The organism is Microbacterium sp., from assembly GCF_040394595.1.
GTDB lineage: Bacteria > Actinomycetota > Actinomycetes > Actinomycetales > Microbacteriaceae > Microbacterium.
This window is the reverse complement of record NZ_JBEBSA010000005.1, coordinates 25,586-52,132: the sequence shown is the minus strand read 5'-3', so window position 1 is coordinate 52,132 and position 26,547 is coordinate 25,586. Positions and strand designations below refer to the sequence as shown.

At 71.0% G+C, this 26,547-nt stretch carries 25 protein-coding genes; 13 read left to right on the top strand and 12 right to left on the bottom strand.

The genetic code is table 11. The annotated features are described in order from the left end of the window. Complete coding sequence (locus tag ABWO84_RS08305; protein WP_353114048.1) at nt 1–1,206, top strand: dihydrolipoamide acetyltransferase family protein; 1,206 nt, start codon at nt 1–3, stop codon at nt 1,204–1,206. A gap of 12 nt (nt 1,207–1,218) precedes the next feature. On the opposite strand, the gene ABWO84_RS08300 is transcribed toward ABWO84_RS08305, so the two are convergent. Next, nucleotides 1,219–1,974: a helix-turn-helix domain-containing protein gene (locus ABWO84_RS08300; protein WP_353114047.1), complete on the bottom strand. Its 756-nt coding sequence runs from the start codon at nt 1,972–1,974 to the stop codon at nt 1,219–1,221. Between the two features lie 115 nt (nt 1,975–2,089). Between ABWO84_RS08300 and ABWO84_RS08295 the strand changes: the two genes are divergently transcribed. Genes ABWO84_RS08295 through ABWO84_RS08275 form a run of 5 tightly spaced genes read left to right on the top strand, consistent with a single transcriptional unit; the run spans nt 2,090 to nt 7,754 of the window. Continuing rightward, a complete protein-coding gene (locus tag ABWO84_RS08295) occupies nt 2,090–3,130 on the top strand; it encodes an ABC transporter substrate-binding protein (RefSeq protein ID WP_353114046.1) in 1,041 nt (346 codons plus the stop codon). 10 nt (nt 3,131–3,140) lie between these two features. Continuing rightward, on the top strand, nt 3,141–4,871 hold the full coding sequence (locus ABWO84_RS08290) for a siderophore-interacting protein (RefSeq protein ID WP_353114045.1): 1,731 nt from the start codon (nt 3,141–3,143) through the stop codon (nt 4,869–4,871). Beyond that, nucleotides 4,868–5,908: a FecCD family ABC transporter permease gene (locus ABWO84_RS08285; RefSeq protein ID WP_353114044.1), complete on the top strand. Its 1,041-nt coding sequence runs from the start codon at nt 4,868–4,870 to the stop codon at nt 5,906–5,908. The genes ABWO84_RS08290 and ABWO84_RS08285 overlap by 4 nt, the downstream gene beginning before the upstream one ends. Beyond that, the gene (locus ABWO84_RS08280) at nt 5,902–6,942 is read left to right on the top strand and encodes a FecCD family ABC transporter permease (protein WP_353114043.1); all 1,041 of its coding nucleotides are present in this window, start codon (nt 5,902–5,904) and stop codon (nt 6,940–6,942) included. The genes ABWO84_RS08285 and ABWO84_RS08280 overlap by 7 nt, the downstream gene beginning before the upstream one ends. Beyond that, entirely contained in the window at nt 6,939–7,754 is an 816-nt protein-coding gene (locus ABWO84_RS08275; RefSeq protein ID WP_353114042.1) for an ABC transporter ATP-binding protein, read from the top strand. The genes ABWO84_RS08280 and ABWO84_RS08275 overlap by 4 nt, the downstream gene beginning before the upstream one ends. A gap of 16 nt (nt 7,755–7,770) precedes the next feature. Here ABWO84_RS08275 and ABWO84_RS08270 read toward each other — a convergent pair whose 3' ends face one another. Continuing rightward, the gene (locus ABWO84_RS08270; protein WP_353114041.1) at nt 7,771–8,112 is read right to left on the bottom strand and encodes a DMT family transporter; all 342 of its coding nucleotides are present in this window, start codon (nt 8,110–8,112) and stop codon (nt 7,771–7,773) included. An 82-nt stretch (nt 8,113–8,194) separates the two neighbouring features. On the opposite strand from ABWO84_RS08270, the gene ABWO84_RS08265 reads away from it, so the two are divergent. Beyond that, nucleotides 8,195–8,752 carry a TetR/AcrR family transcriptional regulator gene (locus tag ABWO84_RS08265; RefSeq protein WP_353114040.1) on the top strand — a complete coding sequence of 186 codons (558 nt, stop codon included), beginning with the start codon at nt 8,195–8,197 and terminating at the stop codon, nt 8,750–8,752. 1 nt (nt 8,753) lies between these two features. Here ABWO84_RS08265 and ABWO84_RS08260 read toward each other — a convergent pair whose 3' ends face one another. From ABWO84_RS08260 to ABWO84_RS08225, 8 genes are all read right to left on the bottom strand, one after another. Further along, nucleotides 8,754–9,677 (bottom strand): nucleoside hydrolase, encoded by a 924-nt coding sequence (locus ABWO84_RS08260; protein ID WP_353114039.1) that lies wholly within the window; start codon nt 9,675–9,677, stop codon nt 8,754–8,756. Beyond that, a complete protein-coding gene (locus tag ABWO84_RS08255) occupies nt 9,674–10,858 on the bottom strand; it encodes a Gfo/Idh/MocA family protein (RefSeq protein WP_353114038.1) in 1,185 nt (394 codons plus the stop codon). Before ABWO84_RS08255 ends, ABWO84_RS08260 begins: the two co-directional genes overlap by 4 nt. 28 nt (nt 10,859–10,886) lie before the next feature. Further along, nucleotides 10,887–14,072: a hypothetical protein gene (locus ABWO84_RS08250; protein WP_353114037.1), complete on the bottom strand. Its 3,186-nt coding sequence runs from the start codon at nt 14,070–14,072 to the stop codon at nt 10,887–10,889. Nucleotides 14,073–14,113: 41 nt separating this feature from the next. Beyond that, on the bottom strand, nt 14,114–14,956 hold the full coding sequence (locus ABWO84_RS08245) for a carbohydrate ABC transporter permease (RefSeq protein WP_353114036.1): 843 nt from the start codon (nt 14,954–14,956) through the stop codon (nt 14,114–14,116). Continuing rightward, nucleotides 14,946–15,893, bottom strand: a complete 948-nt coding sequence (locus tag ABWO84_RS08240) for a carbohydrate ABC transporter permease (protein ID WP_353114035.1) — start codon at nt 15,891–15,893, stop codon at nt 14,946–14,948. Before ABWO84_RS08240 ends, ABWO84_RS08245 begins: the two co-directional genes overlap by 11 nt. Beyond that, nucleotides 15,893–17,173 (bottom strand): ABC transporter substrate-binding protein, encoded by a 1,281-nt coding sequence (locus ABWO84_RS08235; RefSeq protein ID WP_353114034.1) that lies wholly within the window; start codon nt 17,171–17,173, stop codon nt 15,893–15,895. The genes ABWO84_RS08240 and ABWO84_RS08235 overlap by 1 nt, the downstream gene beginning before the upstream one ends. 103 nt (nt 17,174–17,276) lie before the next feature. After that, nucleotides 17,277–18,464, bottom strand: a complete 1,188-nt coding sequence (locus ABWO84_RS08230; RefSeq protein WP_353114033.1) for an ROK family protein — start codon at nt 18,462–18,464, stop codon at nt 17,277–17,279. A 54-nt stretch (nt 18,465–18,518) separates the two neighbouring features. Beyond that, nucleotides 18,519–19,088, bottom strand: a complete 570-nt coding sequence (locus tag ABWO84_RS08225) for a TetR/AcrR family transcriptional regulator (protein WP_353114032.1) — start codon at nt 19,086–19,088, stop codon at nt 18,519–18,521. Between the two features lie 89 nt (nt 19,089–19,177). Between ABWO84_RS08225 and ABWO84_RS08220 the strand changes: the two genes are divergently transcribed. The 3 genes from ABWO84_RS08220 (at nt 19,178) to ABWO84_RS08210 (ending at nt 22,195) form a co-directional block, all read left to right on the top strand. After that, complete coding sequence (locus ABWO84_RS08220) at nt 19,178–19,912, top strand: siderophore-interacting protein (protein ID WP_353114031.1); 735 nt, start codon at nt 19,178–19,180, stop codon at nt 19,910–19,912. A gap of 86 nt (nt 19,913–19,998) precedes the next feature. Continuing rightward, complete coding sequence (locus ABWO84_RS08215) at nt 19,999–21,201, top strand: MFS transporter (RefSeq protein WP_353114030.1); 1,203 nt, start codon at nt 19,999–20,001, stop codon at nt 21,199–21,201. Nucleotides 21,202–21,256: 55 nt separating this feature from the next. After that, on the top strand, nt 21,257–22,195 hold the full coding sequence (locus ABWO84_RS08210; protein WP_353114029.1) for a Dyp-type peroxidase: 939 nt from the start codon (nt 21,257–21,259) through the stop codon (nt 22,193–22,195). On the opposite strand, the gene ABWO84_RS08205 is transcribed toward ABWO84_RS08210, so the two are convergent. Further along, nucleotides 22,188–22,697: a MarR family winged helix-turn-helix transcriptional regulator gene (locus tag ABWO84_RS08205; RefSeq protein WP_353114028.1), complete on the bottom strand. Its 510-nt coding sequence runs from the start codon at nt 22,695–22,697 to the stop codon at nt 22,188–22,190. The two genes, ABWO84_RS08210 and ABWO84_RS08205, sit on opposite strands and share 8 nt — an antisense overlap. Before the next feature lie 90 nt (nt 22,698–22,787). Between ABWO84_RS08205 and ABWO84_RS08200 the strand changes: the two genes are divergently transcribed. The 3 genes from ABWO84_RS08200 to ABWO84_RS08190 are packed head-to-tail and all read left to right on the top strand — an operon-like array spanning nt 22,788 to nt 25,736. Then, entirely contained in the window at nt 22,788–23,900 is a 1,113-nt protein-coding gene (locus tag ABWO84_RS08200; RefSeq protein ID WP_353114027.1) for an LLM class flavin-dependent oxidoreductase, read from the top strand. Nucleotides 23,901–23,931: 31 nt separating this feature from the next. Then, complete coding sequence (locus ABWO84_RS08195) at nt 23,932–25,014, top strand: LLM class flavin-dependent oxidoreductase (RefSeq protein WP_353114026.1); 1,083 nt, start codon at nt 23,932–23,934, stop codon at nt 25,012–25,014. Then, complete coding sequence (locus ABWO84_RS08190) at nt 25,011–25,736, top strand: NADPH-dependent F420 reductase (protein WP_353114025.1); 726 nt, start codon at nt 25,011–25,013, stop codon at nt 25,734–25,736. The genes ABWO84_RS08195 and ABWO84_RS08190 overlap by 4 nt, the downstream gene beginning before the upstream one ends. 193 nt (nt 25,737–25,929) lie before the next feature. On the opposite strand, the gene ABWO84_RS08185 is transcribed toward ABWO84_RS08190, so the two are convergent. Then, nucleotides 25,930–26,544 carry a hypothetical protein gene (locus tag ABWO84_RS08185; RefSeq protein WP_353114024.1) on the bottom strand — a complete coding sequence of 205 codons (615 nt, stop codon included), beginning with the start codon at nt 26,542–26,544 and terminating at the stop codon, nt 25,930–25,932. Nucleotides 26,545–26,547 lie beyond the last annotated feature (3 nt).

Sequence of the window (26,547 nt, the reverse complement as noted above, 5' to 3'; positions counted from 1 at the left end):
ATGATCGACATCCTCATGCCCCGCCTGTCCGACACCATGACCGAAGGCGCCGTGGCCGCATGGCACAAGAGGCCCGGCGATGCCGTCGCCCCCGGCGACCTGCTGGTCGAGATCGAGACCGACAAGGCGCTGATGGAGCAGGAGGCCTACGACGCCGGCATCCTCGCCGAGATCCTCGTCGCCGAGGGCGAGAACGCCGCGATCGGGACGCCGATCGCCCGTCTCGACGACGGATCGGGGCCCGCGCCGCGGGAGGACGCCGACACGGGCACGGCGGATCCCGCCCCCGCGCCCGCGAGGGCGGCGACGCCGGAGGCCGCGGAGACGCCCTCGCTGCAGATCCCGGCGCGCGCCGCGGAGGACACCGCGCGCCGGCCGGCGACGCCGCTCGTGCGCCGACTCGCGCGCGAACGGGGCATCGAGCTGGCCGCGCTGACCGGCAGCGGACCGGGAGGGCGGATCGTGCGCGCCGACCTCGACGCCCTCGACGAGGCACAGGACGGTGCCTCCGCATCGGAGACCGAGCCCTTCGATACGATCCGTCAGCAGATCGCGCGGCGCCTCTCGGAGAGCGCGGCCGGGACGCCGACGTTCACCGCGACGGCGTCCGCCGCCGTCGGCGAGCTGATGGCGCTGCGCGCACGGATCAACGACGCCCAGGAGGGCACGGGGATCCGCGTCAGCCTGAACGACCTGCTCGTCCGCGCCGTCGCCCTGACCCTGCGCGCCCATCCGGGGGTCAATGCGTCGTACTCCGGCGAGGGGCGGGGTGCGACGATCCGGCACTCCCGGGTGCACGTCGGCATCGCCGTCGCCTCACCCGCAGGCCTCGTCGTCCCCGTGATACCGGATGCGGACCGTGCCGCGGTCACCGCGATCTCCGCGGTGTCGAAGGAACTCGTCGCGAAGGCCGCCGGGCGTCGCCTCACCGCCGCGGACATGTCCGACGGCACGTTCACCATCAGCAACCTCGGCATGTTCGGGGTCGAGAGCTTCACTGCGATCATCAACCCGCCGCAGGGGGCGATCCTCGCGGTCGGGGCGGTGTCGGAGCACCTCGCCCTCGTCGACGGGGAGGTCGTCGCCGTCCCGCGGCTGCGCGTCACCCTCACCGCCGACCACCGGATCATCGACGGCGCGCTCGCGGCACAGTTCCTCGCGACGCTCTGCGCCCTGCTGGAGGAGCCGCTGCGGATCGTCGCCTGAGACGGGCCCGTCTCAGGCGGCCGTCGCGGCCCCGGGCCGCTCGTGTCCGGTGATGCCCGGGAGGTCGTCGGAGGCCACCTCCCGGGCGAGAGCCTTCGCCAAACCGGAGCGCGTGCGGTAGCCGGTCGCCCGCGCGACCGAGGTCATCGGCTCCCCTCCCCGCAGCCGGGCGATGGCGATGTTGAGCCTCGCCTGCGCGCGCCAGCGCTGGAACGGGATCCCGGTCTCCTCCTGGAAGACCCGCTGCACGTGCCGCACGCTCACCCCATGGTCGTCGGCGAGCTCCGCGAGAGTACGCGTCGACCGGACGGCGGCGCGGGCGAGGCGGGCGATCACCGGGTGCGTGGGAGGGACGAGCACGAAGTAGGACGAGCCGAGTCCCTGCAGCGCACGCCCGAGCGCCTCGCGCAGCGGCGCGACCTGCGCGGCGGAATGCGGGGCGACGCCAAGGATCGTGGTCATGATCGCCGTGATCTCGGGCACGACCCCGAGCTTGAGCATCCTGGTCGGGGGCGCGTCGTCCCCGTCGAGGAAGGGGCCGAGCACCAGGGAGCCCTGCTCGTAGCGGGCAGCGTGCGGCACTCCCGCCGCGAGCCACACCGACTCCTGCGCTCGCAGGGTCATCCGGATGCCGTCGACAGTCAGATGCGCCGCGCCGGCTGCCACGTAGACCAGATGCGGCACCGCGTGGACATGGGTTGGGTGTCCGAGGAAGCGGATGACGTTCTCGGGTTCGAGGTGCTGAAGCCTCAGGGTCGACTCGTTCATCGTTCGCGCTCCTCCCGTTCTCGCCATGTCGCCTTGGTCACGCTTTCGCGTCGCCTCCGGATCAATCTGACCGCGGGTCAAGCTTAGCCTTGCCTTACCTATCATCCATCCGGCGGTGCGCTTTCGCATCGCCCGTCTCGAGGTGCACATGCGATCCCGCTTCTCCCCGTCCGCTGCGCTAGCCGCCATCGCGATCGCCACAGGACTCGTCCTCTCCGGGTGCGCCGCGCCCTCGTCCTCCACTCCCGAGAAGACGGCAGCGTCATCCGAGGCGAGCACACGGGTGGTCAAGACGGATCTCGGCAACGTCACCATCCCGACGAAGCCGAAGAGGGTCGTCCTGCTGAACTACGCGCTCGCGGGCTACCTCTACGACCTCGACGTGCCGGTGACCGCGATGACGTCGGAGGCCACCAACACGGACGCGAAGTTCTCCGACTTTTGGGCGGAGGACGCCGAGGCGGCCGGCACCGAGTTCATCACCTGGAGCCCCGAGGGCTTCGACCTCGAGGGCATCCTGGCGCTCAAGCCCGATCTCATCGTCGGCGGCGGACTGGGCTACCCGCTCATGATGGCGACCAAGGCCTACGATCAGCTCTCCGCGATCGCCCCGACGGTGGTCGTCTCCGGCAAGCTCACCGAATGGCAGCAGCAGTACGAGTTCCTCGCCGACTCCGTGTTCGGCAAGCGCGACGTGTACGAGAAGGCTCTGGCCTCATACGACGCCAAGGTGCAGAAGGTGCGCGACGCGATCGAGCCGCCGGCCGGCGAGTCGGTCTTCCTGAGCTTCACCGCCGACCAGCGCCCCTTCGTGCTCATCGAGGACCGCGGGCTGCCGAAGATGTTCACCGACCTGGGATTCCGCCCCGCCCCGCTGTTCGCCAGCGGCAAGTTCACGCCCTACACCGCCGGGGGCGACTCCTTCGAGATCTCCACCGAGCAGGCCGGCCAGCTGTTGACGCAGGACTCCCTGTTCGTGTTCGGCTTCAACGCGGAGACGGTCGATCTGGCCACGCTCCGCAAGAACCCCGTGTACGCCGCCCTCCCCGCGTTCCAGAAGGATCAGGCGTACCAGTTCCCGTACTGGTCGCAGCGCGCGGACTTCGACGAGTCGATGAAGCTCCTCGACCTCGTCCAGCAGCAGTTCGCGAAGTGAGAGCCCCCGCATGACGCACCGCCGGTTCACCCCGCATCCCCTCGTGCTGCGCCGTCTGACGGTCCTGCGCGCGACCGACGTCACTCCGCGCATGCGCCGGGTGACGCTCGGCGGGCCGCAGCTCCGGGCGTTCGAGAGGGACGGGCTCCGGCATCCGGCCTTCGCGAGCCCGATGTTCGACGACCACGTCAAGCTCCTGTTCGCGACCGAGGGTCCCGTCGAGCCCGTGCTCCCGGTGCAGCTCGCCCACGGCATCGACTGGCCGCCGGCGCCGACCAGGGCCGGGCGCGACTACACGCCGCGAAGGGTCGGGGACGGCGAGCTCGACCTCGACTTCGTGCTGCACGCGGACGACGACGAGCCGGGGCCCGCCGAGGCATGGGCGCGGCGAGCCACGCCCGGCGCCGAGCTGTGGGCGGTCGGGCCGAAGTCGTCGACGCTCGTCCCGGAGGACGCCGACGGCGCGATCCTCATCGGCGACGAGACGGCGCTCCCGGCGATCGGCCGCTTCTTCGAGGAGAGGCCGATCGCCGGCCCCGCCCACGCGATCGTCGCGGTCGGCGATCCGTCGGCCCGCCAGGAGCTGGCGCTGCGCGCCGACGATCTGATCACCTGGGTCGTCGCCCGCCCCGGCGACCCGGAGGCGCTGGAGCGCGCGGTCATCGCCCTCGGCGACGCCCCGTTCGCCGGCCGCCCCTACGTCTGGGCGGGTGCGGAGTCGCGCGCGCTGCTGCCGGTGCGCCGTCTCCTCTCCCGCACGCACGGCGTGCCCCGTTCCCGACTCGACATCACCGGCTACTGGCATGCACGGGAGGTCGAGCAGACGGATGCGACGGCCGCGGCGGGCGCCGCGCGAAGCACCGCAGAAACCCCCGTCGAATCACCCGCGGCGTGGTTCGCGGTGCGCACCGCGCTGCAGCTCGGCGTCTTCGACGCCGCGGAGGGACCGGGGTCATCCCTCTCGGGGATCGCGGAGACGGTGGGGGCGGACACCGGTGCGCTCGGCCCCCTCCTCGACCTCCTCCTCTCACGGGGATACCTGGCCGAGGACGGCGGGCTCATCCGGCTGGCCGACGCGGGGATGGAGCTGATGGCCGACGAGCACGAGCGCGAGGGTTTCGACGGCTTCGAGGCGGACCGGCTCCTGGCGCTGCACGATCTGGCCTCCGCGTTGCGCGGGAAGGGCACGGCCTGGGCGCATCGGCACGGTGGGTCGCTCGCAGTGATGGCGCAGCACGACGACGGGCTGCGGGAAGAGCTCGCCGAGCAGGCCGGAGGGCTCGCATACCTGATGCCGGCACTGTGCGCGGCGAGCCCCTGGCCCCAGGGCGCCCGCCTCGCGGTCCACGGCCCGGGCGCGGAGACGGTCGCCGACGCCCTGCGCTCGGCTGGAGACGACGCACGATGCGTGCTCGTGGACCATGCCGCAGACGCCGAGATCCACGCGCGAGCCCTGACGCATCGGACCGATGACGAAGTGCGGGCCTACCTCGCGGGGGTCGAGGGCGTCTCGCAGCTGATCCTGATCGAGCCCACCCACGCCGATGCGCTGAGCCCGCATGCGGCCGAGGAGGGGCTCCTCCACCTCGCCGTCACCGGCTCCGCGCGCCGGAGCGCCGACCGGCTGCGGGAGCTGGCCGCCGAGGCCGGCTGGGACGGAGACGGGGACCATGAGCTCGGCTGGGGAGTGACCTGTCTCGTGCTCCGTGCCGGAGCCCGCTCCGCCACGCGGACATCGTGACGGCGCCGCAACCGGTCCTCGAGGCCCGGCCTGCGGGCGCTCCGACCCTGCTGCGGGGCGGAGGGCTGCTGCTCTCCGTCATCCTGCTCGTGCTCGCTGCGCTCGCGAGCGTCATGATCGGCTCCGCACTCCTCTCCCCCGCCACGGTGCTCTCGGCGCTCTTCACCCCCGACGGCTCCGTCTCGCAGATCACGGTGACCGACGTGCGTGTGCCACGCACCCTTCTCGGGATCACCGTGGGCGTCGCCCTCGGTGTCGCCGGCGCCCTCATGCAAGCCCTCACGCGCAACCCCCTCGCCGATCCCGGGCTGCTCGGAGTGAACGGAGGCGCGGCGTTCGCCGTCTCGGTCGGCGTCGCCGCGTTCGGCCTGGTCCGCATCTCCGACTACATCTGGTGGGCCTTCGCGGGGGCGGCGCTCGCCGGCTTCCTCGTGTTCGCAATCTCGGCACGGAGCCGTTCGGGTGCGACACCGGTGCGGTTGACTCTCGTCGGCATGGCGCTGAGCGCCGTCTTCCTCGGGGCGTCGACGCTGCTGACCCTCATCGACCCCCGCACCTTCGACCGCATGCGCTTCTGGGGCGTCGGGTCGATCACGGACCGCCCGGAGGCGACCCTCGCGACGATCCTCCCGTTCGTCGTCGCCGGCGCCCTGCTCGCGCTCCTCTCCTCACGAGCCCTCAACGCGTTGGCCCTCGGCGATGACGTCGCCCGCGCCGTGGGCGTGCGGGTGGGGGCCACCAGGCTGGCCGGCTTCGCGGCGATCCTGCTCCTCTGCGGCGCGGCCACGGCGGCGGCCGGGCCGATCGCGTTCGTGGGACTCATGGTCCCGCACGCGGTCCGTCGCCTCACCGGTCCCGATCAGCGCTGGATCCTCGCCTATGCGCTCGTCCTCGCCCCCGTGCTCGTGCTGGTCTCGGACGTGATCGGGCGACTGGTCGTCTGGCCGGCCGAGCTCCAGCTCGGCGTCGTGACCGCGCTCGTCGGCGGCCCCGTGCTCATCGCCCTCGTCCGCACCTCCCGGAGGGCGACGTGGTGACCCCTGCGCCGGCCGCGGTCGCGCTGCGCTGCGGGCCCTTGAGTATCCGGCTCCGCCGCCGTCCGCTGATCGTCGGGGCGGTGCTCGCCGTGATCGTGATCGCACTGCTGCTGCTGGCACTGACGATCGGCGCGGGCGGCATCGAGCCGCCGTCCCTGCTCCATGCCCTCAGCCCCGACGCCACCGCCGCGGAAAGACTGGTGTTCGAGTGGCGCGCTTCGCGCGCTCTCGCAGCGACCCTGTTCGGCGCCTGCCTCGCGATCGGCGGGACGGTGTTCCAGACCCTCACGCGAAACCCCCTGGGCAGCCCGGACATCATCGGCCTCGGCGCAGGCTCATACGCCGGCGTCGTCGCCGCGATCATGATCGGCGGATCCGGCTTCTTGGCCCTCGCCGCCGGCGCCCTCGTCGGCGGGCTCGTCTCCGCCGCCCTCGTGTACCTGCTCGCGTTCAAGAGGGGGATGCACGGCTTCCGCCTGATCGTGGTCGGGATCGCGCTCGGCGCGATGCTCCGCGCGCTCACATCCTGGTTCAGCGTGAAGGCGGATCTCGACGCCGCTCTGAAGGCGGCCATCTGGGACGCGGGATCCCTGGGCGGGATGACCTGGTCACCGCTCGGCGCGGCCGCGATCGCGGCCCTCGCACTGAGCCTGGCCCTCCCCGCCGTGTCCCGCATGCTGTCGATGATCGAACTGGGCGATGAGGCCTCATCGTCCCTCGGGCTGAGGACCGAGGGCGCCAAGGCCGTGCTCGTGCTCATCGGCGTCGGATTCACCGCCCTCGTCACCGCGGTCACGGGACCGATCTCCTTCATCGCCCTCGCGGCCCCCCAGATCGCCCGACGCCTCGCAGCCCAGGGCGCCAGAGCCGGTCTGCTGCTCTCCGCACTCGTCGGCGCGGTGCTCCTCGCCGGCGCCGACCTCGTCGCCCAGTACCTCCTTCCGGGCGTCCGTCTCCCCGTCGGCGGGGTGACCGTCGTCATCGGCGGCCTCTACCTCGTCTGGCTCCTGATCCGAGAGGGGAAGCGCGCATGACCGCACACCTCCCGCCCGCGTCCGACATCCTCGCGGAGCGCATCACCGCCGGCTACGGCAGGGTCCCCGTGCTCGACGCCCTGGACGTCCGCATCCCGGCCGGATCGTTCACCGCGATCATCGGCCCAAACGCCTGCGGCAAGTCCACGCTCCTCCGCGCGCTCGCGCGGCTGCTACCCGTGGGCGCGGGGCGCGTGCTGCTCGGCGAGCAGGACATCGGCGATCTCTCGAACAGGGACCTCGCCCGCCGCGTCGCCCTGCTCCCGCAGTCCCCGATCACGCCGGAGGGCATCACCGTCGCCGACCTCGTCGCCCGGGGCCGCTACGCGCATCAGAGCGTGCTCCGGCAGTGGTCGCGGGAGGACGAGCGGGCCGTCGACGACGCTCTCGCCGCCGCCGGGGTCTCGGACCTCGCAGGACGTCACGTCGACGAGCTCTCCGGCGGGCAGCGCCAGCGCGCGTGGATCGCGCTCGCGCTGGCGCAGGAGACGGAGGTGCTCCTGCTCGACGAGCCGACGACCTTCCTCGACATCGCGCACCAGGTCGACGTCCTCGAGCTGGCGGCCCGTCTGCGCGAGGAGGGGCGCACGGTGGTCGCGGTGCTCCACGAGCTCGCGATGGCGGCGCGCTACGCCACGCACATCATCGCGATGCGCGACGGACGGGTCATCGCGCAGGGCGAGCCCCGCGAGATCGTCACCGCCGAGCTGGTCCGCGAGGTCTTCGACCTCGACGCGCAGGTCATCCCCGACCCGGAGACCGGGGCACCGGTGGTGCTCCCCCGCGGCGTCCGGCGTGGAGGCCACGGCTGACGAGGTGCCGGTCCCGCTAGACAGCGAGGTCCGGCGCCCGGCCGCACCATTCGATCAGGACGACGCCGACCACGATGAAGGCGATCCCGGCGATGGCCCCCGGGGTGAGCCGCTCGGCGAACACCAGCCAGGCCACCACCGCCGTCAGGGCGACCCCCACGCCCGACCACGTCGCGTAGGTCGCCGCGAGGGATGCGCCCTGCGACAGCGTGGCGAACAGCAGGGCGAACGCGGCGAGGTAGCCGCCGATCGCGGAGACCCACCAGATCCAGGCGGCCTCGGCCTCGACCGCGGCGCGGAGGGAGCTGGTGGCGAAGACCTCGGCGGCGATCGCACCGATCAGGAAAAGCCAGCGCATGCAGCTACTGTACCGGACGTCCGGTTTGTTTCCAACGATCGGACGTCCGATAGGTTCTTCGTGACGGAAGGAAGCAGCACCGATGCCCGACGACCGCGCACGCCGTTCCCGCGACCGCATCCTCGACGCCGCCGGCCGCGTCCTGGTCCGGGATGGCGGCGACGCCGTGACGATCGCCGCCGTCGCCCGCGAGGCGGGCGTCAGCAAGGGCGGTCTCTTCTATCACTTCGCGTCCAAGGACCTCCTCGTCGAGGGACTCGTCGAACGCTACGTGGCCGCGTTCGATGCACTCATCGCCGAGGCCGGCACGCAGCCGGGTGCGGCGACCCGCGCGTATCTGAGGTCCGCGGCGAGGCCCGGCGCCCCCGCAGGTCAGCCCGTCGTCGCGCTCCTCGCCGCGGCGGTGGTGCATCCGCGATCGCTCGACGCGCTGCGCGAGCGGTACCGCGCCTGGCAGCGCCGCCTCGACGACGACGGCCTGCCCCCGGGGATCGCGGCGACCGTGCGGTTCGCGGTCGACGGCATGTGGCTCGCGGATACCCTCGCCCTGGCCCCCGCCGAGGGACGGACGAGGGCGCGCGTCGTCGAGCACCTCGAGGGGCTGCTGCCCGACGCGGATCCGCCGGCCCCGACGTACTGACCTAGACCGGCAGCGATGCTCCGGCACGACGGAGCAGCAGCGTGTCGAGTTCGGCGGCCACCTCCTCCGGCGCCGCCCGCCGGATCGCGTGCCGATGACGTCCGTGCACGCCCGGCACCCAGGAGGTGACGGCGAGTCCGTCGATGCCCGCCTCGCCGGGCCCGCTCCACTCGAACGCCTCCCACCCCGGGTCCGCGGCGAGGAGCACCGCGATGAGGTCCCAGCTCGGCCGCCCGTTCCCGAAACCGCTGTGCAGCTGGTAGGCGGTGGAAACCGGGCTCTCGCGGCCGTGCGCGGCCAGCAGTCCTCGCCCCGTGACCACGTCGTACCCGGTCTCCCATCCGACGAAGTCGATCGGGCCGGGCCAGTCGCGCAGGAAGACGCGGGTCCGCTCGGGGTCCTCGGCGAAGTTGTACTCGGGCAGTGCCGCGGCATCGGCAGGCCCTCCGCCGAAGCAGCCGCCCATCACCACCGTGCGCGCCACCGCACGGCGTGCGAGCTCTGCGCCGGTCAGCGGCGACACCTCATCGGGCCCGGAGGCCAGCAGCCCGGTGAGGTTGCCGAAGAAGCCGAGAGACACCACCGTGATGCCGCCCTCCGGCGCGCCTGCGAGCACCCGGCGGAAGAGCGCGATCGCTTCGTCGTCCGGTTGAGCGTCGTCGGTGCCGAAGAGCCGCGACGTGCCGCGGACGAACTCCTCGGGCCCTGTGGTCCCTGACGCCGGGATCTGCGCGCCGACGGGGACGTCGCTGCCGTAGTAGCGGTTGATCGCCCGCACCAGCCGAGGGCCCCACACGCTCGCCGTGTTCACGTTGATCCCCTGCAGCCGGATGCGGCCCGCGAGGTCGAGCACATGCGCGACCGCGAGCGCGCCCACGTCGTCGACGTCGTCGTGGATGTCCGTCTCGACGAAGAGCGGGATCACGGCCGGCCCTCCCCCGGCGAGAGACGCCGCTGCCCTCGGGAGAAGTACGTCGCGAGCTCATCCTCCACCGGGGCGACGCGCCGCGGCATGGAGCCGTCGCGGAGCGACCCGGTGGCCGCGATCGCCGCCGCCACGCTGTCCCGCGCCGCGACGGGCGATGTGGTGGTCGCGCCCCCGTCACGGATGAACCGCAGGAACTCCGCCAGGATCGCGACGTCGGCACCACCGTGCGTCCCCTCGCCCGAGGGGATGGTGACGTCGCGGTCGCCCTCCGCTCGGTACTCCGAGCGCCGGTTCCACAGTCGCACCACGCCGACCCCGTCATCGCCCAGGTTCTCCAGGCGCCCTTCGGTGCCGATCACCGTGTAGTTGCGCCAGTAGTCCGGCGTGAAATGACACTGCTCATAGCTCGCGAGCACCCCGTTCCCGAGGCGCATCAGCATCATCGAGACGTCTTCGACGTCGATCACCGGATTGAGCTCGGTCTGCGCCAGCGGCGGCCAGTTCTCGTACGACGCGAGGGTTCCCATCAGCCGGTCGGAGTTGTCGCGGCGGTCGGTCACGCGGTCGTAGACCATGAGATCCCCCATCGCCGTGATCTCCCGACTCGATGCGCCCGCGAGGTAATGGATCACGTCGATGTCGTGCGACCCCTTCTGCAGGAGGAGGCCGGTGCCCTTCGCCCTCTCGGCGTGCCAGTCCTTGAAGTAGAAGTCGCCGCCGTGGCCGACGAAGTGCCGGCACCAGATCGTCCGCACCTCGCCGATCGCCCCCTCCGCGATCAGGTCGTGCATGATCTCGACGAAGGGCATGTGCCGCATGTTGTGCCCGACGTAGAGCTTCGTGCCGGTTTCGTACGCGGTGCGCAGGATCGCGTCGCAGTCCTCCGTCGTCGTCGCCATGGGCTTCTCGAGGTACACCGGGATCCCGCTGCGGAGCAGGTCGATCGCGATCTCGGCGTGGGTGTGGTCCGGCGTGAGCACGAACACCCCATCGAGGGCGAGCCCCTCCAGGTCGCGATGGGAGCCGACGATCGCGGCGGAGGGGAACGCCGCGGCCGCTCGTTCCCGACCGTTCTCCGTCACGTCGGCCACGGCCGCCACCCGCGCCTCCCCCTCGGGGAGATAGGCGAGGAGCCGGCTGCGGGATCCTGCGCCGACGGCGCCGAGTCTCAGTGTCATCTCAGTCCTTCTCTTTCCTGTCCCGTTCTCAGGCCGTGCGGGTCACGGTGACGTCGTCGACGGCGAGTCCACCGCCGAGGCGGAGGCCCCAGACCAGCCGGTAGTCGGCATGGTTCTGGGTGGTGAACTGCACGGTACGTCGTTCGACGGCGCCGACCGCTCCCGTCCAGCTGGTCACGCCGACGTCCGCCGTCGCCCCGGTTCCCTGGCTGCGCGCCAGGAAGTAGTGGTACCCGCCCGCTCCGGGCGACGCGGAGGTGCGCGACGAGAACGACACCTCGTAGGAGGCGCCGGGGGCCAGCACGATGTCGGCGGGATCCGAGTAGAGGAACTCGTACCAGTCGGTGCTCGCCGGCGCTGTGCCGTAGGCGGATCGCGTACCGGCGACCACCTGCGCGGGATCGGTCGTCAGCGTGCCGTAGGCGCCGCCGAATCCGGGAGTGAAATGGCTTCCCGCCCATTGCGGCGACTCGAAGTCGAAGCGCACCCCGTTCGTGTTCGGCAGAGAGCGGGCGAGGAGGACGGTCTCCCCCTTGGCCATCGTCAGCGACACCGAGCTCACGGCGGCGCCGACGGGCATGTCGGCGGAGGCGTTGTGGATCGGCCCGGGGGCGGGCAGCGCGATCGTCTTCGTGCCCGCGACGGCGGCGTGCACGCTGATCCATGCGTCATTGACCTCGATGTTGTCCCCGGAGTCGAGGTACACCCACACGCCGGAGTCCCGGTAGACCTTGCGGAGCACGGCGGCGGGGACCGGCGGCGTCGAGGCCAGCACCGAGCGCCATCCGCTGAGCTGCCGGGAGGCGATCACGGGCAGCTGGGCGGAGTCCGTCGACCGGGCGAGCACCGTCATGTCCGTGTCCGTCGGGACGAACAGCGGCTCCAGTGCGATCTCTCCGCCGTAGACGTTCGCGTCGCCGGGGAACGACGCCGCGGTCAGGCGGTACGACACCGGCGCGAGGCCGGCGTTGGCGGTCTTGACGATGGTGATGTCGTCGATCGCGATGGCTCCGCCGCCGTGCACGCCCCAGATCAGGTGGTAGTCCGGAAAGTCCCCGATCGTCAGATCGAACGACTTCTCGTAGACGCCGCTCGCGCCGTCCGTCCACTGCTGCGAGCCGACGTCCCGCGGCACTCCGCCCGTCGCCGTCCGCGCCACGAAGTAGAAGTAGGCCCCGGAGCCGGGGGCGGTGAGCGTACGGCACCGGAACGTCACGCGATAGCGGGCCCGTGCCTCGAGGGGAAGCGCCGACGGCACCGTGTAGAGGAACTCGAACCAGTCCGTCGTCGACGGCGCCGATCCCTTCGCGGACCGGGTGCCCGCCACGACCTCTCCCGGGACCGTGGTGAGCACGCCGCTCGATCCGCCCGCCCCCGCGCTGTACGATGGCCCGAACGAGCCGGACTCGAAGTCCTGGACGTGCACCGGGTGAGCCGGATCCGGCGGGGACTGCGGCGGCGCGGTGTGCTCGTCGAGCGTGAAGCCGGTGAGCTGCGCGACGCGCGATGCCGAGAGGCCGTCGGCGCCGGCATATCCGGGAGCCCATCCCCAGACGAGTGTCCGCCCCCCGCCCTTGAGGGCGTCGACGGCCTGCCGCTGCGCGGTCGTGAGACGGAACGCGTCCGGGAAGACGTACACCTTGTACCGATCCGGCACCTTCCCGTCGACGAGGTCCTCGATGAGGTAGCGGTCGAAGGGCGCCCCGGCCTTCGCGAGCTCGCCGAAGCCCTGTCTGCTGGTCAGCGTCGGCCCCTCGTAGAGCTTCGCCGTCGTGTCGGTCTCGCCTGCGAGGGAGAATTCGGCCTCCTCCACCGAGATCACGGCGACCTGCGAAGAGCGCCCCCGCGGCACGTTGAGCGAGTAGTCACCCCACCGCTTGAGCGCGGTGAACTCCTTTGCGAACGCGGGGTCGTCGTACCAGAGCCCGGAGGACTGGTCCATGTACCACATGCCTGTGCCGTGGGTGAGCGCCTGCCCGAAGGCGCGGCGGACGATCCCGATCGACTCCGCCATCGTCGTGGCGTAGACGAACGAGGTCCCGGCCGGAGCGAAGTGGGTGCGGTCGTCCGACTCGTCGATGAAGAGCTTCCCGTGCGCCGCGACGCTCTCCGCGTAGGTGCGCAGGCCGCCGTCGTCGCCGGGGGCCCGCCGGTAGTAGGAATGCGGCGAGGTGATCATGTCGATCGAGGCCAGACGGTGCAGCTTCGCCGCCGCGCGATGGTGCTGCTCCTGCGGGAGATAGCCCTGGTCGGGCGTGTAGCCGTAGAGCACCGAGGTCAGCAGTGCGCCGCCGCTCTCGTCTTTGATGATCGAGGCGAAGTGGTCGATCGCGGTCGCGACGACCTCGTGGAACGCCTCGTAGTAGTCGATCACCCGCTGCCCCGCGACGGGGTCGCGGAAGAGTCCGCTCACCGTGGCGCGACGATCGGCCGCGGAGGGGATCACCACGTCGTCGAAGGTCGCCGCCGGGTCTCCCCAGGCCGCGCGCAGCGCGGACACGCTGTTGCCGTACTTCGCCCGGAGGTGGGAGATCCATGCCGTCCGCATCGCCGGCGTCGTGTCCGGAAGGTGGTCGGCGTTGAAGTACAGCCACTCGCCGAAGAGCCCCGCGGCGAGCGTGATTCCCATCACGCGATGCCCCTGCGGCCCGTCCAGGATGTGTCGCACCATCGCACGGAGGCGATCACCCGCCTCTGCGCGCCAGACCGCCGACGCGAAGGAGGCGTCCCGATCGAGTCCCGAACCCGGGATCGCATAGCTGAGCACGTCCGACGGGTGGGAGTCGAGCCACCAGGAGGGCGCCCAGAGGTGGATCCGCGGAAGCGCGTAGCCCGAGGGGACCCGGCTGTCGAACGTCTGGAGTACCCGATCGATGACCGTGAAGTCCTGCTGCCCCGGCCCCGTCCACCCGAGGTCGAGGTAGACCCCCTTCTCGATGAACGAATAGAACTCGACCTGAGCTCCGGTGAAGACCTGTCCGTCGTGCGCCGAGACCTCCTCCTCGAAGAGGTACATCGGGAACCGAGGGTGCCCGTCGACGAACAGCGTGGGCGCGCCGCGGTGCGGGGCGACGGCGAACGACGGCCGCGTGGGGCCTCCTCCGCCCGTCGCGGCGCCGGGGCGGGCGGTGTCGGCGCCGGCGCGCGCAGGCGCGTCGAGCAGGCCGACGATGAGCGGCAGCGTCATCGCGCCGAGGAACGTTCTTCTCTTCATCGAGGTCTCCGTCTGTCGGGTGGGGAACGATCAGGGCGCGGTCAGCCCTTGAGCCCGGAGAACGCGATGCCCTCCATCACTCGGCGGTGCATGACCAGGAAGAGGACCATGATCGGGAGCATCGCCATCAGGGCGGCGGCGAGCATGGTCGGGTACTCGGCGCCGTGCTCCCCCGTGAAGGATGCGAGCCCGACCGAGAGGGGCATCATGTCCTGGGTGTTCACGACGACGAGAGGCCAGAGCAGCGACGACCACGAGGCGAGCATGGTGAGGATCGCCAGTGCGCTGAGACCGGGCTTGGCGAGCGGCAGCATCACCCTCCAGAAGATCTGGAACGGGTTGGCGCCGTCGATCCGCGCGGCCTCCTCCAGCTCCTTCGGCAGGCCGAGGAAGAACTGCCGCATCATGAAGATGCCGAAGGCGTTCACCAGCCCGGGGACGACGATCCCGGGGAAGGTGTTGAGCCAGCCGAGCTGCTGCACGATCTGGTACTGCGGGATGAGCAGCAGCGTGCCGGGCACCATGAGCATCGACAGCACGATCGAGAACAGCAGGTTCTTCCCGGCGAACCGCATCCGGGCGAACGCGTACCCGCCGAGGGCGCAGAGGATCAGGGTGAGCACCGTGGTGGAGACCGCGATGATCGCGGTGTTCATCATCTGGGTGAGGAACGGGATCTGCGCGAACACGCCGGCGTAGTTGTCGAGGCTCCACGTCGTCGGCCACAGCGTGGGCGGCACCGAGGTGATCTGGTCGTTCGTCATGAACGTGGCGAGCACCTGGTAGACGAACGGGAGCACCATCACGATCCCGCCCGCCGCGAGGGCGATGTGGGTCCCGAGCTGACGTCGCAGGGGGGTCGCAGCGGCGCGGTCACGAGACATAGTGCACCCACTTCTTCTGGATCCGGAACTGCAGTGCGGTCAGCAGTGCGATGAGGACGATGATCACGACCCCGATCGCCGAGGCGTACCCCTTGTCGTTCTGCAGGAATCCCTCGCTGTAGAAGTAGTAGACGAGGGTCTGCGATCGTGCGGCGTTCGGCCCCGTGCCCAGCATCACGAAGATGAGGTCGAACACCTGGAAGCTGCCGATGAGCGTGAGCACGGTGATGAAGAACGTGGTCGGGGTGAGGAGGGGCGCCGTGATGCTGCGGAACTGGCGCACGGGGCTCGCTCCATCGAGGGCGGCCGCCTCGTAGAGCTCGGCCGGGATGCTCTTCAGACCGGCGCTGAGGACGATGATGTTGAACCCGAGCGAACTCCAGATCCCCACCACGGCGATGGCGACGAGTGAGACCCCCGGCGTGGACAGCCAGTAGGGGCCGCGGATGCCGAACAGCGAAAGGAAGGCGTTGAGTAGTCCGAAGTCGCCGTTGTAGAGCATCCGCCACACGATCGCGACCGCCACCGGCATCGTGACGACCGGCAGGAAGTAGAGCACCCGGTAGAACCCGGCGAACCGCAGTCCCGGACGGTTCAGCAGCGCCGCGACCACGACCGCGATGGGCACGCTGACCAGCATCACGATGCTGTAGATCAGGGTGTTCAGCAGGGCGGTGCCGAAGTTCGGGTCCTGGAAGAGCCGGAGGTAGTTGGTCGCCCCCGTCCAGGTGATGTCGCCGAAGAAGCCCCATTTCGTGAAGCTGTACGCGAGGGTGGTCAGCAGCGGAGCGAGGAAGAACACGGCGAGCAGCCCGAGCACCGGGAACAGGAAGAGGTACGGCCACACCCCGTCCCCCGCGCCACGACGCCGGCCGCGGGCGGTGCGGGCGCCCTCTCGCGCTCGCACCGCTGCGACGCTCATCTGCGTCGTCGCCACTACTCGCCTTCCTGGGCCAGGGCGGCGTTCATCGCCTCCGCGAGCTCGGCGCAGGCCTTCTCGACCGTCTCCGAACCGCTGTAGGCCTTCGTCAGGTAGTCGGCTTCGAGCTTGTTCCACGCGGCGGTGTTCAACGACACCGGGTACGGGGCGGCGTGCTGAGCCTCATCGACGAAGATCTTGAGGTCCCAGTCGGGGAAGGCGTCGAGGAACGCCCCGGACGCGTGGGTGAATGCGGGGATACCGAGCCCCGCCTTCGCGTAGCGCGTCTGTCCCTCCTCCGAGGCGAGGAAGGCCTGGAACTGCTGCGCGGCCTCCTTGTGCGGTGAGAAGGCCGAGACCGCGTCCGCCCCGCCCTGGATGGTGGTGACGAGGTCGGAGGGCCCCTTCGGCATCGGCGCGAGCTTGACGTCGGCGGCGATGGCGCTGTCCTTGAGGGAGTTGGCGTTCCAGGGGCCCGACCACATCATCGCGAGGCGCCCGGATGTGAAGTACTGCGCGGCCGGGGTGTCGTTGAGCTGCTGCACCGACGGCGCGGCTCCCGCCTTGATGAGATCGACCCAGACCTTCACGCCGGCGATCGTGGCCGGATCGTCGTAGCCCGACTTCTTGCCGTCCTCGGAGATCACGTGGCCGCCCGACTGATAGATGGTGTTGTAGTAGGTCTCCTGATTGGTGTTGGGTGCGGAGGCGGCCCCGAACACGCCCTTCGATCCGAGGGCGTCCGAGATCGCCGCCGCGTCCTTCTGGAAGTCGTCGAGGGTCCACCCCTCGCGCGGTTCCTCGACGCCGGCCTCCTGGAACAGTTTCGCGTTGTACCAGACGCCCATCGTCGCGAAGCTGGAGGGCGCCGCGTAGACCTGGTCGTCGATGGTGTAGCTCGCGAGCTGTGCCGCGGCGTAGTCCTTGCGGTCGAAGTCGCCGCTCTTCTCCAGCGCCGTGAGCGGCTCGATCGCGCCGCCCTGCGCGTAGAGCTTGAAGTTCGGCTCGTTGATCCAGAACAGGTCGGGCAGCGTCTTGCTCGAGGCCTGCGTCTGGAGTTTGGTCCAGTACTGGTCCCAGGGCAGCGCCTGGATGTTGACGGTGATGTTGGGGTGCTTGTCCTGGAACGCCTTCGCGGTCTCCTTGTAGACGTTCAGCGCGTTGGAGTCCCAGATCACGTACGACAGCGTGATCTTGGCGTCCGGGGCGTCACCGCCCTGGGCGGAACAGCCGGACAGGGCGAGGACGCCGGCCATTGCTCCGGCGCCGGCGGTCAGGATGACGCGTGTGATCTTCATCGATGCAGCCTCTTCGGTTCTCGGGTTCGGGGTGCGGGATTAAATTCCCAACTTGCCGTTTAAATGTATCGAGGCGATATTCCCCCTGTCAAGGCACCGATTGCTACTCGCCGGCGCCCAGGACGCGCGCGGGACGGGGGAAGCCCGGCGCCGTGCGGCCGAGGCGTGCGAGATTCGCGTCCACCTGCACGAGCGCCGCGCGGACCGCACCGATCGAGGTCGCATCCGATCCGAGGGTCGAGAGCTCCAGAGGCGCACGCCCCTCCCCCAGGATCCGATCGAGGTGCGATCTCACCGGGTTCAGGATCGTGTCGCCGCCTCGGGACACCCCGCCGCCGAGCACGATCAGCTCGGGGTCGACCGCGAGCGCCATCGCGGCGATGCCCCTGGCGAGCGCCCCGGCGAACCCGTCGAGAGCCTCGGTCGCCACCGGGTCGCCCCGTTCCGCCGCGGCGAACATGGCCTCCCTCGTCGGCTCGATTCCGTGGGCGGAGAGCCCCTCGACGAAGGCCGGAGCAGACGCCCAGCCCAGTTCGGGCAGCGCGCCGACGAGACCCGCGCCGCCTCGCACCCCGCGATGCGGCTCGCCCCCGAGCAGGAGCCCGGCGCTCGTCCTGTTGCCGGAGAGGATGAACACGACGTCCTGCGCCTCCGTCGCCGCACCGCGCCAGTGCTCCGCCACGACCGCCATCGTGCTGTCGCTCTGCACCACCGCCGGCACGCCGAGGCGCCGCCCGAGCGAGGAGCGGACGTCGGTCCCCGCCCATCCCGGCATTCCATCGCCGCCGTAGGCGAGGACCACGCCGCGAGCGTCGATCACGCCGGGGACGCCGACACCGGCCAGCCACACACCGCCGGCCTCGACACCCGCCTCCGCGCACGCGCCGACGAAGGCCTCAGCTGCCGCATCGAAGCGCTCAGACACCGTCGCACCGGCATCGACGGCGCATCGCGCCGTGCCGAGCGGTTCGCCGGCGAGGTCGGCGATGCGCGCCGTCACAGAGTGCACACCGATGTCGATCCCGACGACGTGTCCGGCATCCGCCGCGAAGACATAGCGCTTCGCAGGCCGGCCCGGGCGGCTGGGGCGCTCGGCGTCGTCGGCGCCGGATATCCATCCGAGCGCGAGCAGGTCCTTGAGCACGTCCTCGATCGCCGTGCGGGAGATCCCGAGCTCCTGGGCGAGCTCGGTTGCGGTCTGAGCACGCTCGCGCACGGACAGGAGGACCGCATGGGAGTTCATCCGGCGGAGCAGGGAACGATCCCCCGCGTCGAGGCGCAAGTCAGTCATCGCTCAAAAATAGCGCGAACTTGGATATCTCCGCGCAGGCTCGACGGTGCGGGCTCAGCGTCGCAAGAAGCGTCGCGCCATCGCTGACAGCTCCCCCTCGGTGGGGTCCCACCCGCCGGAGAGAACGCGGAAGACCAGCGGACCGACGAGCTCGGCGACGAGAGCGTCGTCGCGCTCCCCCTCGAACGCGCCCGCCGCACCCGCCCGGCGGATCACGACCCGCGCGGCCTCGCCGAGCACATCGCCCCCCCGCACCAGCTCGGCGACCTTTCCGTCGTGCTGCGCCTCCCCCAGGAGCGCGCGGTACGCGAGACCCGCGTCAGAGCGGGTGAGAAAGGTGGACAGGGCCGACAGGAACGCGGAGATATCGGCCTCCGGATCGGCGCCCGGCGGCAGCGTCAGCTCGCGGACCGCGTCGGCAGCACTCGCCTCGAGCAGGATCTCGGCCTTCGACGACCACCAGCGGTAGACCGTCTGTCTGCCGACCTTGGCGCGCTCCGCGATGCCCTTCATTGTCATCGCGGCATATCCCTGTTCGACGAGCATGTCATCGGCGGCATGGAGCACCGCCAGCCGTGCATCCTCGCTGCGCGGGCGCCCGAGAGGCTTCGACGTCTCACCCATGCTCCGACGCTACCACTTTCGGTGCTTGATGTTCCGGAATGACTGAGAATAGAATTACAAGACACTTTGACTCGAAAAAAGGACACACCGTGAACGTCATCCGAGGGACCGCACAACGCGCCGCACACCGCCCCACCCTCTCCCGCGAGGTGGTCGTCACCGGACGCGAGCAGCTGACCGAGCGGATGCTGAGGGTGACGTTCGGCGGGGACGACCTCGCCGCCGTGGTGCACGGCTCTGCAGGGTCGTGGGTCAAGCTCTTCGTCCGCCGCCCCGGCGATGACGGCGAACACGGGCGCGCGTTCACCGTGCGCGGCTACGACCCGCTCCGCGACGAGATCGAGGTCGACTTCTTCCTCCACGACGGAGGCACGATGCCCCGCTGGGCGAGGGGCTGCCGGATCGGCGAGCCCGCACGGGTCGGCGGCCCCCGGCGCGGCCACCCCTCCTCGGGGATCGCCACGTCATTGACCCTCTTCGGCGACGAGACCGCCTTGCCCGCTGTCGCCGCGATCCTCGCCCGCGAGCACGGCGATCGCCCGGTCCGCGCCTTCGTGGAGACCGGGGATCCCCGCGATCGGCAGGACATGGACCTCCCGCGGGGCGTGCAGCTCACCTGGCTCGACCGGCGAGCAGGGGACACCCCGGGAGCACGGCTCGTCTCCGCCGCATCGAGGGAGCGCTTCGGGGCGGCCGCCGGAGTGTGGTTCGCCGCCGAGGCGGGTTCCGCGGCCCTGTTCCGCCGCATGCTCCACGACCAGGACCTCGCAGAACTGCACGTGAAGGGCTACTGGCGACGCGGCGTCGGCGACTATCGCGACTGATCCACACGACAGACGATTTAACGAGACACTGTGCTTCGTATCGTGCTACTCTTTCGATACATAATGACTCGATATATGGGAGCCTCATGACATCCGCACCTTCCCGCACTCCGCGGCGCGCGATCGCGGCGACCGCGTTCGCCTTCCTCGTCACGATGATGGGCACGACGATCCCCACCCCGCTGTACTCGATCTACTCCGCCGAGCTCGCCTTCTCCCCCCTCACCGTGACCGTCCTCTTCGCGGTCTACGCACTGGGGGTGGTCGGCGCGCTCTCCTTCTTCGGGCGGTTGTCCGACGACCTCGGCCGCCGCCCGGTGCTGATGATCGCCGTCGCGCTCGCACTGCTCAGCGCGACGCTCTTCCTCCTTCCGCCGTCCCTGCCCCTCCTGATCGTCGCCCGGGTGATCTCCGGGCTCGGCGCAGGCTTCATGAGCGGCGCGGGGACCGCGGCGGTGATCGACCTGTTCCCCGCCGAGAGGAAGGGCGCCGCCGGGACGCTCGCCGTCACAGCGAACACCGGTGGGCTCGCCCTCGGCACGCTGCTGGCGGGCGCCCTCGCCTCCGCCGTGCCGCATCCGCTGGCGATGCCCTTCGCCGCCCACCTCGTTCTCTGCGCGATCGCCCTCCTCTGCCTGTGGCTCTGGACCCCCGCGCCCGAGTCCCGCGGTCGCGTGCGCATCCGCCCCCACCGTCTGCACGTGCCGGCGTCGGTCCGCGGCCCCTTCGCCCGAGCCGTGCTGGCCGCAGGAGCCGGCTTCGCGGTGACCGGCGTGCTCACCGCGGTCTCGGCGCTCTTCCTCGCGCGCGAGCTCCGCCTCGAGAGCCATGCCCTCGCAGGGTTCGTCGTGTTCCTCGCGTTCGCCGGCATGGCGGTCGGCCAGGTCGTCGCCCGCCGGACGTCCCCGCGCGTCGCACTTCCCGCGGGATGCGGCGGACTCGTCGTCGCGGCGGCCGTCCTGGCCCTCGCACTCGCGACGGCGACCCTCGCTCCCCTCCTCGTCGCGGCCGCGATCCTCGGCATCGCCGGAGGCCTCTGCCTGAACGCCGGGATCGCCACGACGGTGGAACAGGTCCCGGCCGCGCATCGCGGAGAGGTGTCCTCCTCCTTCTTCGCTGGCCTCTACGTGATGCTCGCGGTGCCTGCGATCGGCGTCGGACTGCTGGCCGGCACGATCGGACTCCGCCCGGCCGGCCTGGTCTTCGCGGCCGCGGTCGCCGCCCTCGCGACCGTCATCGGGGTCGTCGAGGTCGCCGCTCCCCGCGACCGGCGCGCGAAGGCCGGCTGACGACGCGCAGGGCTACGATGGAGGCCGTCTCCCGTCCGCCCAGAGGAGGTCTCCGATGCCCGAACGGCGCGTCCCCGTCGCCCCGCAGCAGGTCGACGCCCCGCTCACCCGCTCCGCGGTGTTCCTCGTGGTCACGGTCGCCGATGACGCGATCGACCGGGTGCGCGAGACGGTCGGCGGCATCGGGGACCTGGTGAAGTCGGTGGGCTTCCGCGACCTGGACGCCGGCCTGTCCTGCACGGTCGGCATCGGCGCCGCGGTGTGGCCCGCGCTCACCCGCAGCTCCCTCCCCGCCGAACTGCATCCCTTCCGCGAGATCGCCGGAACGGTGCACACGGCGATCTCGACGCCCGGAGACCTCCTCTTCCACATCCGCGCCGAGCGGCAGGACCTGTGCTTCGAGTTCGAGCGGCTGCTGCTCGAGGCGCTCGGCGACGGCGTGCGCTGCGAGGACGAGGTCGCGGGCTTCCGCTACTTCGACGCCCGCGATCTCCTCGGTTTCGTCGACGGATCCGCGAACCCGGTCGGACCGGACCTGCCGGAGAGCACTCTCGTGGGTGCGGAGGATCCGGCCCACGTCGGCGGCAGCTACGTCGTCGTCCAGAAGTATCTGCACGATCTGGATGCCTGGCAGAGCGCCTCCACAGCCGAGCAGGAGGCGATCATCGGCCGCCGCAAGGCCGACGACGTCGAGCTCGATGACGCTCCCGCGGATGCCCAGAAGGCGCACAAGACGCTCGCCACCATCACCGATGGCGACGGCGAGCACGACATCCTCCGGGACAACATGCCGTTCGGCAGTCCTGCCGCCGGCGAGTTCGGCACCTATTTCATCGGATATTCGCGACGGCTCTGGGTCACGGAGCGGATGCTGGAGCGGATGTTCATCGGCGACCCTCCCGGTCTCCACGACCGGCTGCTCGACTTCTCGACCGCGCGGACGGGGACGACCTTCTTCGCGCCCTCCGCGCAGTTCCTCGCCGCCCTCACCTGAGGGATCGGCCGCGGGAGGAACCCGGCACCGTCTCTCCGTCCAGCCCGAGGTGCGCGCGCAGAGCCCGCGAGAGCCCGTCGACGTGATCGAGCTGGACCGGGGTGAGCGCATCGACGAACAGTTCCTTCACCGCGTGGAGATGGGGCACGGACCCCGTGCGGAACCTCTCCCGCCCGGCATCCGTGATCAGCACGTCGACACCGTGGGCGACCTCGGCGCAGGCCGCACGGGCGATGAGCCCGCGTCGCTCCATGCGTCCGAGGTGATGGGACAGCCGGCTGCGCTCCCAGCCGATCGCCTCCGCCAGCTCCGAGGACCGCATCCGCCGTCCCTCCGCCTCGTTGAGCGCGAGCAGCACCCGGTAATCGCCGGTCGACAGGGATGACTCGTCCTGCATCCGCGTCGCGAGCCGATCCCGCAGCGCCTCAGCGGTCTCGATGTAGTCGCGCCAGACGCGCAACTGATCCTGCGTCGGCGAGCTCCGCGGCTTCTGCTGCCCCATTCCACCTCCCGGGAATTGATGCGTCAACTGTAGCGTTCACTGAATTGACACGTCAATCCGGAAGGACCGGGCGACGGGAGGAGCCTGATGATGACCACGGGGAGCGCGCACTTCGAGTTCGGGCTGAACTCCTTCGGCGACATCGCCACCGACGGCGGCAGGATCCAGACCGACGCCGAGGCGCTGCGCCTGCTGATCGAGGAGGCGCAGCTCGCCGAATCCGTCGGCCTCGACGTGTTCAGCGTCGGGGAGCACTACAAGGAGGACCAGGTCGACTCCGCGACGCCGGTGCTGCTCGCCGCAGCAGCGCAGGCGACGTCGGCGATCGGACTCGGCACGTCGGTGACGGTCTTGTCCACCCAGGACCCGGTCCGCCTGTACCAGGAGTTCGCGACCGTGGACGGGATCTCCGGAGGGCGCACCCAGATGGTGCTCGGACGGGCGTCCGCGATCGAGTCCTTCCCCCTGTTCGGATACGACATCGCCGAGTACGAGCAGATCTTCGAGGAGAAGCTCGACCTCTTCCTCCGCCTGATGCGAGAGGACCGCGTGACGTGGTCGGGCGCCTACCGGCCACCGCTCGACGACGTGCGCCTGCACCCGCGCATGCCCGACGGCGGCATCCCCGCCTGGATCGGGATCGGCGGCAGCCCCGACTCGGTGATCCGGGCCGCCCGGCACGGCCTCCCGCTGATGATGGCGATCATCGGCGGACGACCCGAGCGCTTCGCCGGCCACGCCGAGCTCTATCTCCGCGCGCTCTCGTCCTTCGGACACGCCGAGCTGCCGATCGCCCAGCATTCGCTCGGGCTGATCGCCGACACCGACGAGGAGGCCAGGAGCGTGCACTGGGAGCACTGGCGGCCGGTCGTGACGCAGCTCAGCGAGGAACGCGGCTTCTACCCGCCGACCGCCGAGCGCTATGCGGAGGAGACCGACACCGGCGCGCTGTTCGTCGGCTCGCCGGAGACGGTCGCCGCGAAGATCGCCGCCGTGGCGCGCGCGAACCATCTGTCCCGCTTCGATCTGAAGTACGACCTGCGGCATCTCCCCCGCGAGGTCAGGGAGAAGAGCATCCGCCTGTTCGGCGAGCGCGTCGCCCCTCGCGTGCGGGAGCTCCTCGACGCGGACCCGGGCGAATGGCGGCTCACCGGCCGACGCCCGGCGCAGATCGTCAAGGGCGGCAAGGCCGTCCACGCCTGAGCATCCATCTTCCGACCGAGAGGACCATCTCATGAACGTCTCCGACATCGAGTTCGGCATCGACACCTTCGGCGATCTGCCCCGCGACGACCGCGGCGGGATCGTCTCCTACGGCGCGGCCATCCGCGCCACGCTGGCCGAGGCGGTGCTCGCCGACCAGCTGGGGATCGACGCGATCGCGATCGGCGAGCACCACCGCCCCGAGTTCGCGATCTCCACGCCCGAGACCGTGCTCGCCGGCATCGCCACCGCGACCAGCCGCATCCGGCTCGGCTCCGGGGTCACCGTGCTCTCCTCGGACGACCCGGTACGCGTGTTCCAGCGGTTCGCGACGGTCGACGCGCTCTCCGACGGACGCGCAGAGGTCATCCTGGGGCGAGGCTCCTTCACCGAGTCCTTCCCGCTGTTCGGGTACGACCTGTCCGACTACGAGCTGCTCTTCGACGAGAAGATCGACCTGTTCCACCGACTGCTCGACGAGAAGCCGGTCACGTGGGAGGGCACGACCAGGGCGCCGCTGCACGAGGCGGACGTGTTCCCGAAGACCGACGGCGGGCGCCTGCGCACCTGGGTGGGCGTGGGAGGCACCCCGCAGTCGGTGCTCCGCACCGCGCACTACGGATTCCGGCTCATGCTCGCGATCATCGGCGGCGCCCCCGCGCGGTTCGTCCCCTACGTCGACCTCTACCGCCGCGCCGCCGAGCAGCTCGGCACGACGGCCCACCCGGTGGGCATGCACTCCCCCGGGTTCATCGCCGCCACCGACGAGGAGGCGAAGGAGCTCTTCTACCCCGGCTACCGTGAGGTGCGCGACCGCATCGGCGCCCTGCGGGGCTGGCCGCCGCTCCAGCGCTCCGAGTTCGAGGCCGACGTCGCCCGGGGCTCGCTCTACGTGGGCTCCCCCGAGACGGTGGCGCGACGGATGGCCGACGCGATCAGAACGCTCGACGTCGGCCGCTTCGACCTGATCTACACGGCGGGCGGGGCGATGGCCGCGAGCGCCCGGCTCCGCGCCGTCGAGCTCTACGCCACCCGTGTCATCCCGATGGTGCGGGAGCTCCTCGCCGAGGCCCCGGCCCGTCCGGCGGCTACGGGAGAGGCGTTCCGGCGATGAGCGGGATCCGCGGCACGATCGGGATCCTCGGCGCCGGCAAGGTGGGGACGGTGCTCGCGCGCCTGGCGCTCGCCGCCGGGTACCGGGTGCTCATCTCGGGCTCGGGCGATCCGGCGCGCATCGCCCTGACGATCGAGGTGCTCGCTCCGGGCGCGGTGCCGGTGACCCCGGAGGACGCCGCATCCGGGGCCGATATCGTGATCCTCGCGCTGCCGCTCGGCAAGCACCGTCGACTGCCCGCAGCGGAGCTCGAGGACAGGCTCGTGGTCGATGCCATGAACTACTGGTGGGAGACCGACGGCATCCGCGACGACCTGAGCGATCCCCACGCGTCGACGAGCGGGCTCGTGCAGGACTTCCTCTCCGGCGCACGGGTGGTGAAGGGCCTGAACCACATGGGCTACCACGACCTCGAGGAGGAGTCGCGCCCGGCGGGGGCTCCGGGGCGGAAGGCGATCGCGGTCGCCGGGGACGACCGCGACGACGTCGACGCGGTGATGGCCTTCGTCGACGCGCTGGGCTTCGATCCGGTGTTCGCCGGGCCCCTCGCCGCCGGCGTGCTCCTCCAGCCCGGCATGCCGACCTTCGGAGCCGACGTCCCCGCCGCCGAGCTCCGGGAGCTGATCCTCGCGGCGCGGGCCGAGGCGTTCGGCGACTCCGGTCGGGCGGGCGCGCCCGGCCGGGGCGATCTCGCCCACGACGGCGCGGACATGCTTCCGTAGACGGTGATCGCGGAGGACTTCGGAAGGAACGGCAACGCCCCCGCGGCACGGGCCGACCCGTATCGCGGACGGAGTCCCGTTCCGCGGGCCCACCTCCCCACTCCGTCCGTTCTTCGGGACGACGGCAGCGGAACGGGACACGTCCCGACCTCCCTCCCGTGGCGTGTGGCCGCAGCGGACCGCGTCCCGAGGCTCACCCGCACGCGGCGAGCCGTTCGGGCAGCGTGATGCTGCCGTCGCGGTCGTCCGCGGAGTGGATCCCGAAGCTGATCTCGAGGCTCCCGTCGGCCCGGCTGACGAGGTACGCGCCGTCGGCGAAGGGCTGATACCCGTCGTCGCTCCCCACCCTGCCGGCCTGGACTCCCCAGATCCCGTCGACGGCGTACACCCGGCCGATCTCGAGGAACAGGAAGGAGCGCTCCTGCACGGCATATCCGGTCGGGCAATCCCCCTGGAAGATCGTCGTCGCCGGGGCGGCCCCGATCAGGAGAAGCCAGAGCGCGACGACCGCTGCGGCGGCGAAGGAGAGGATGCGCAGCAGCACGGCGAGGAGCAGCGACCACCCCGAGGCGCGGATCAGGCAGGAGACCGCGGCGAAGAGCACCAGGAGGAGCAGAAGGAGCAGTCCGCTGACCAGATCGCCGCCGTACCGGAAGAGCAGCACCCGCTCCAGGCCGCCGTGGATCCGGCCGAGGACGGCGAGGGCGACGACGACGGCGGCCAGCACCCCGAAGAGACCTGCGGCGCCGAGGAAGACCCGTTGGGGTGCGCGGGCGTCGAGCTCGTCCATGCCTCCCCCATCCGCCATCCC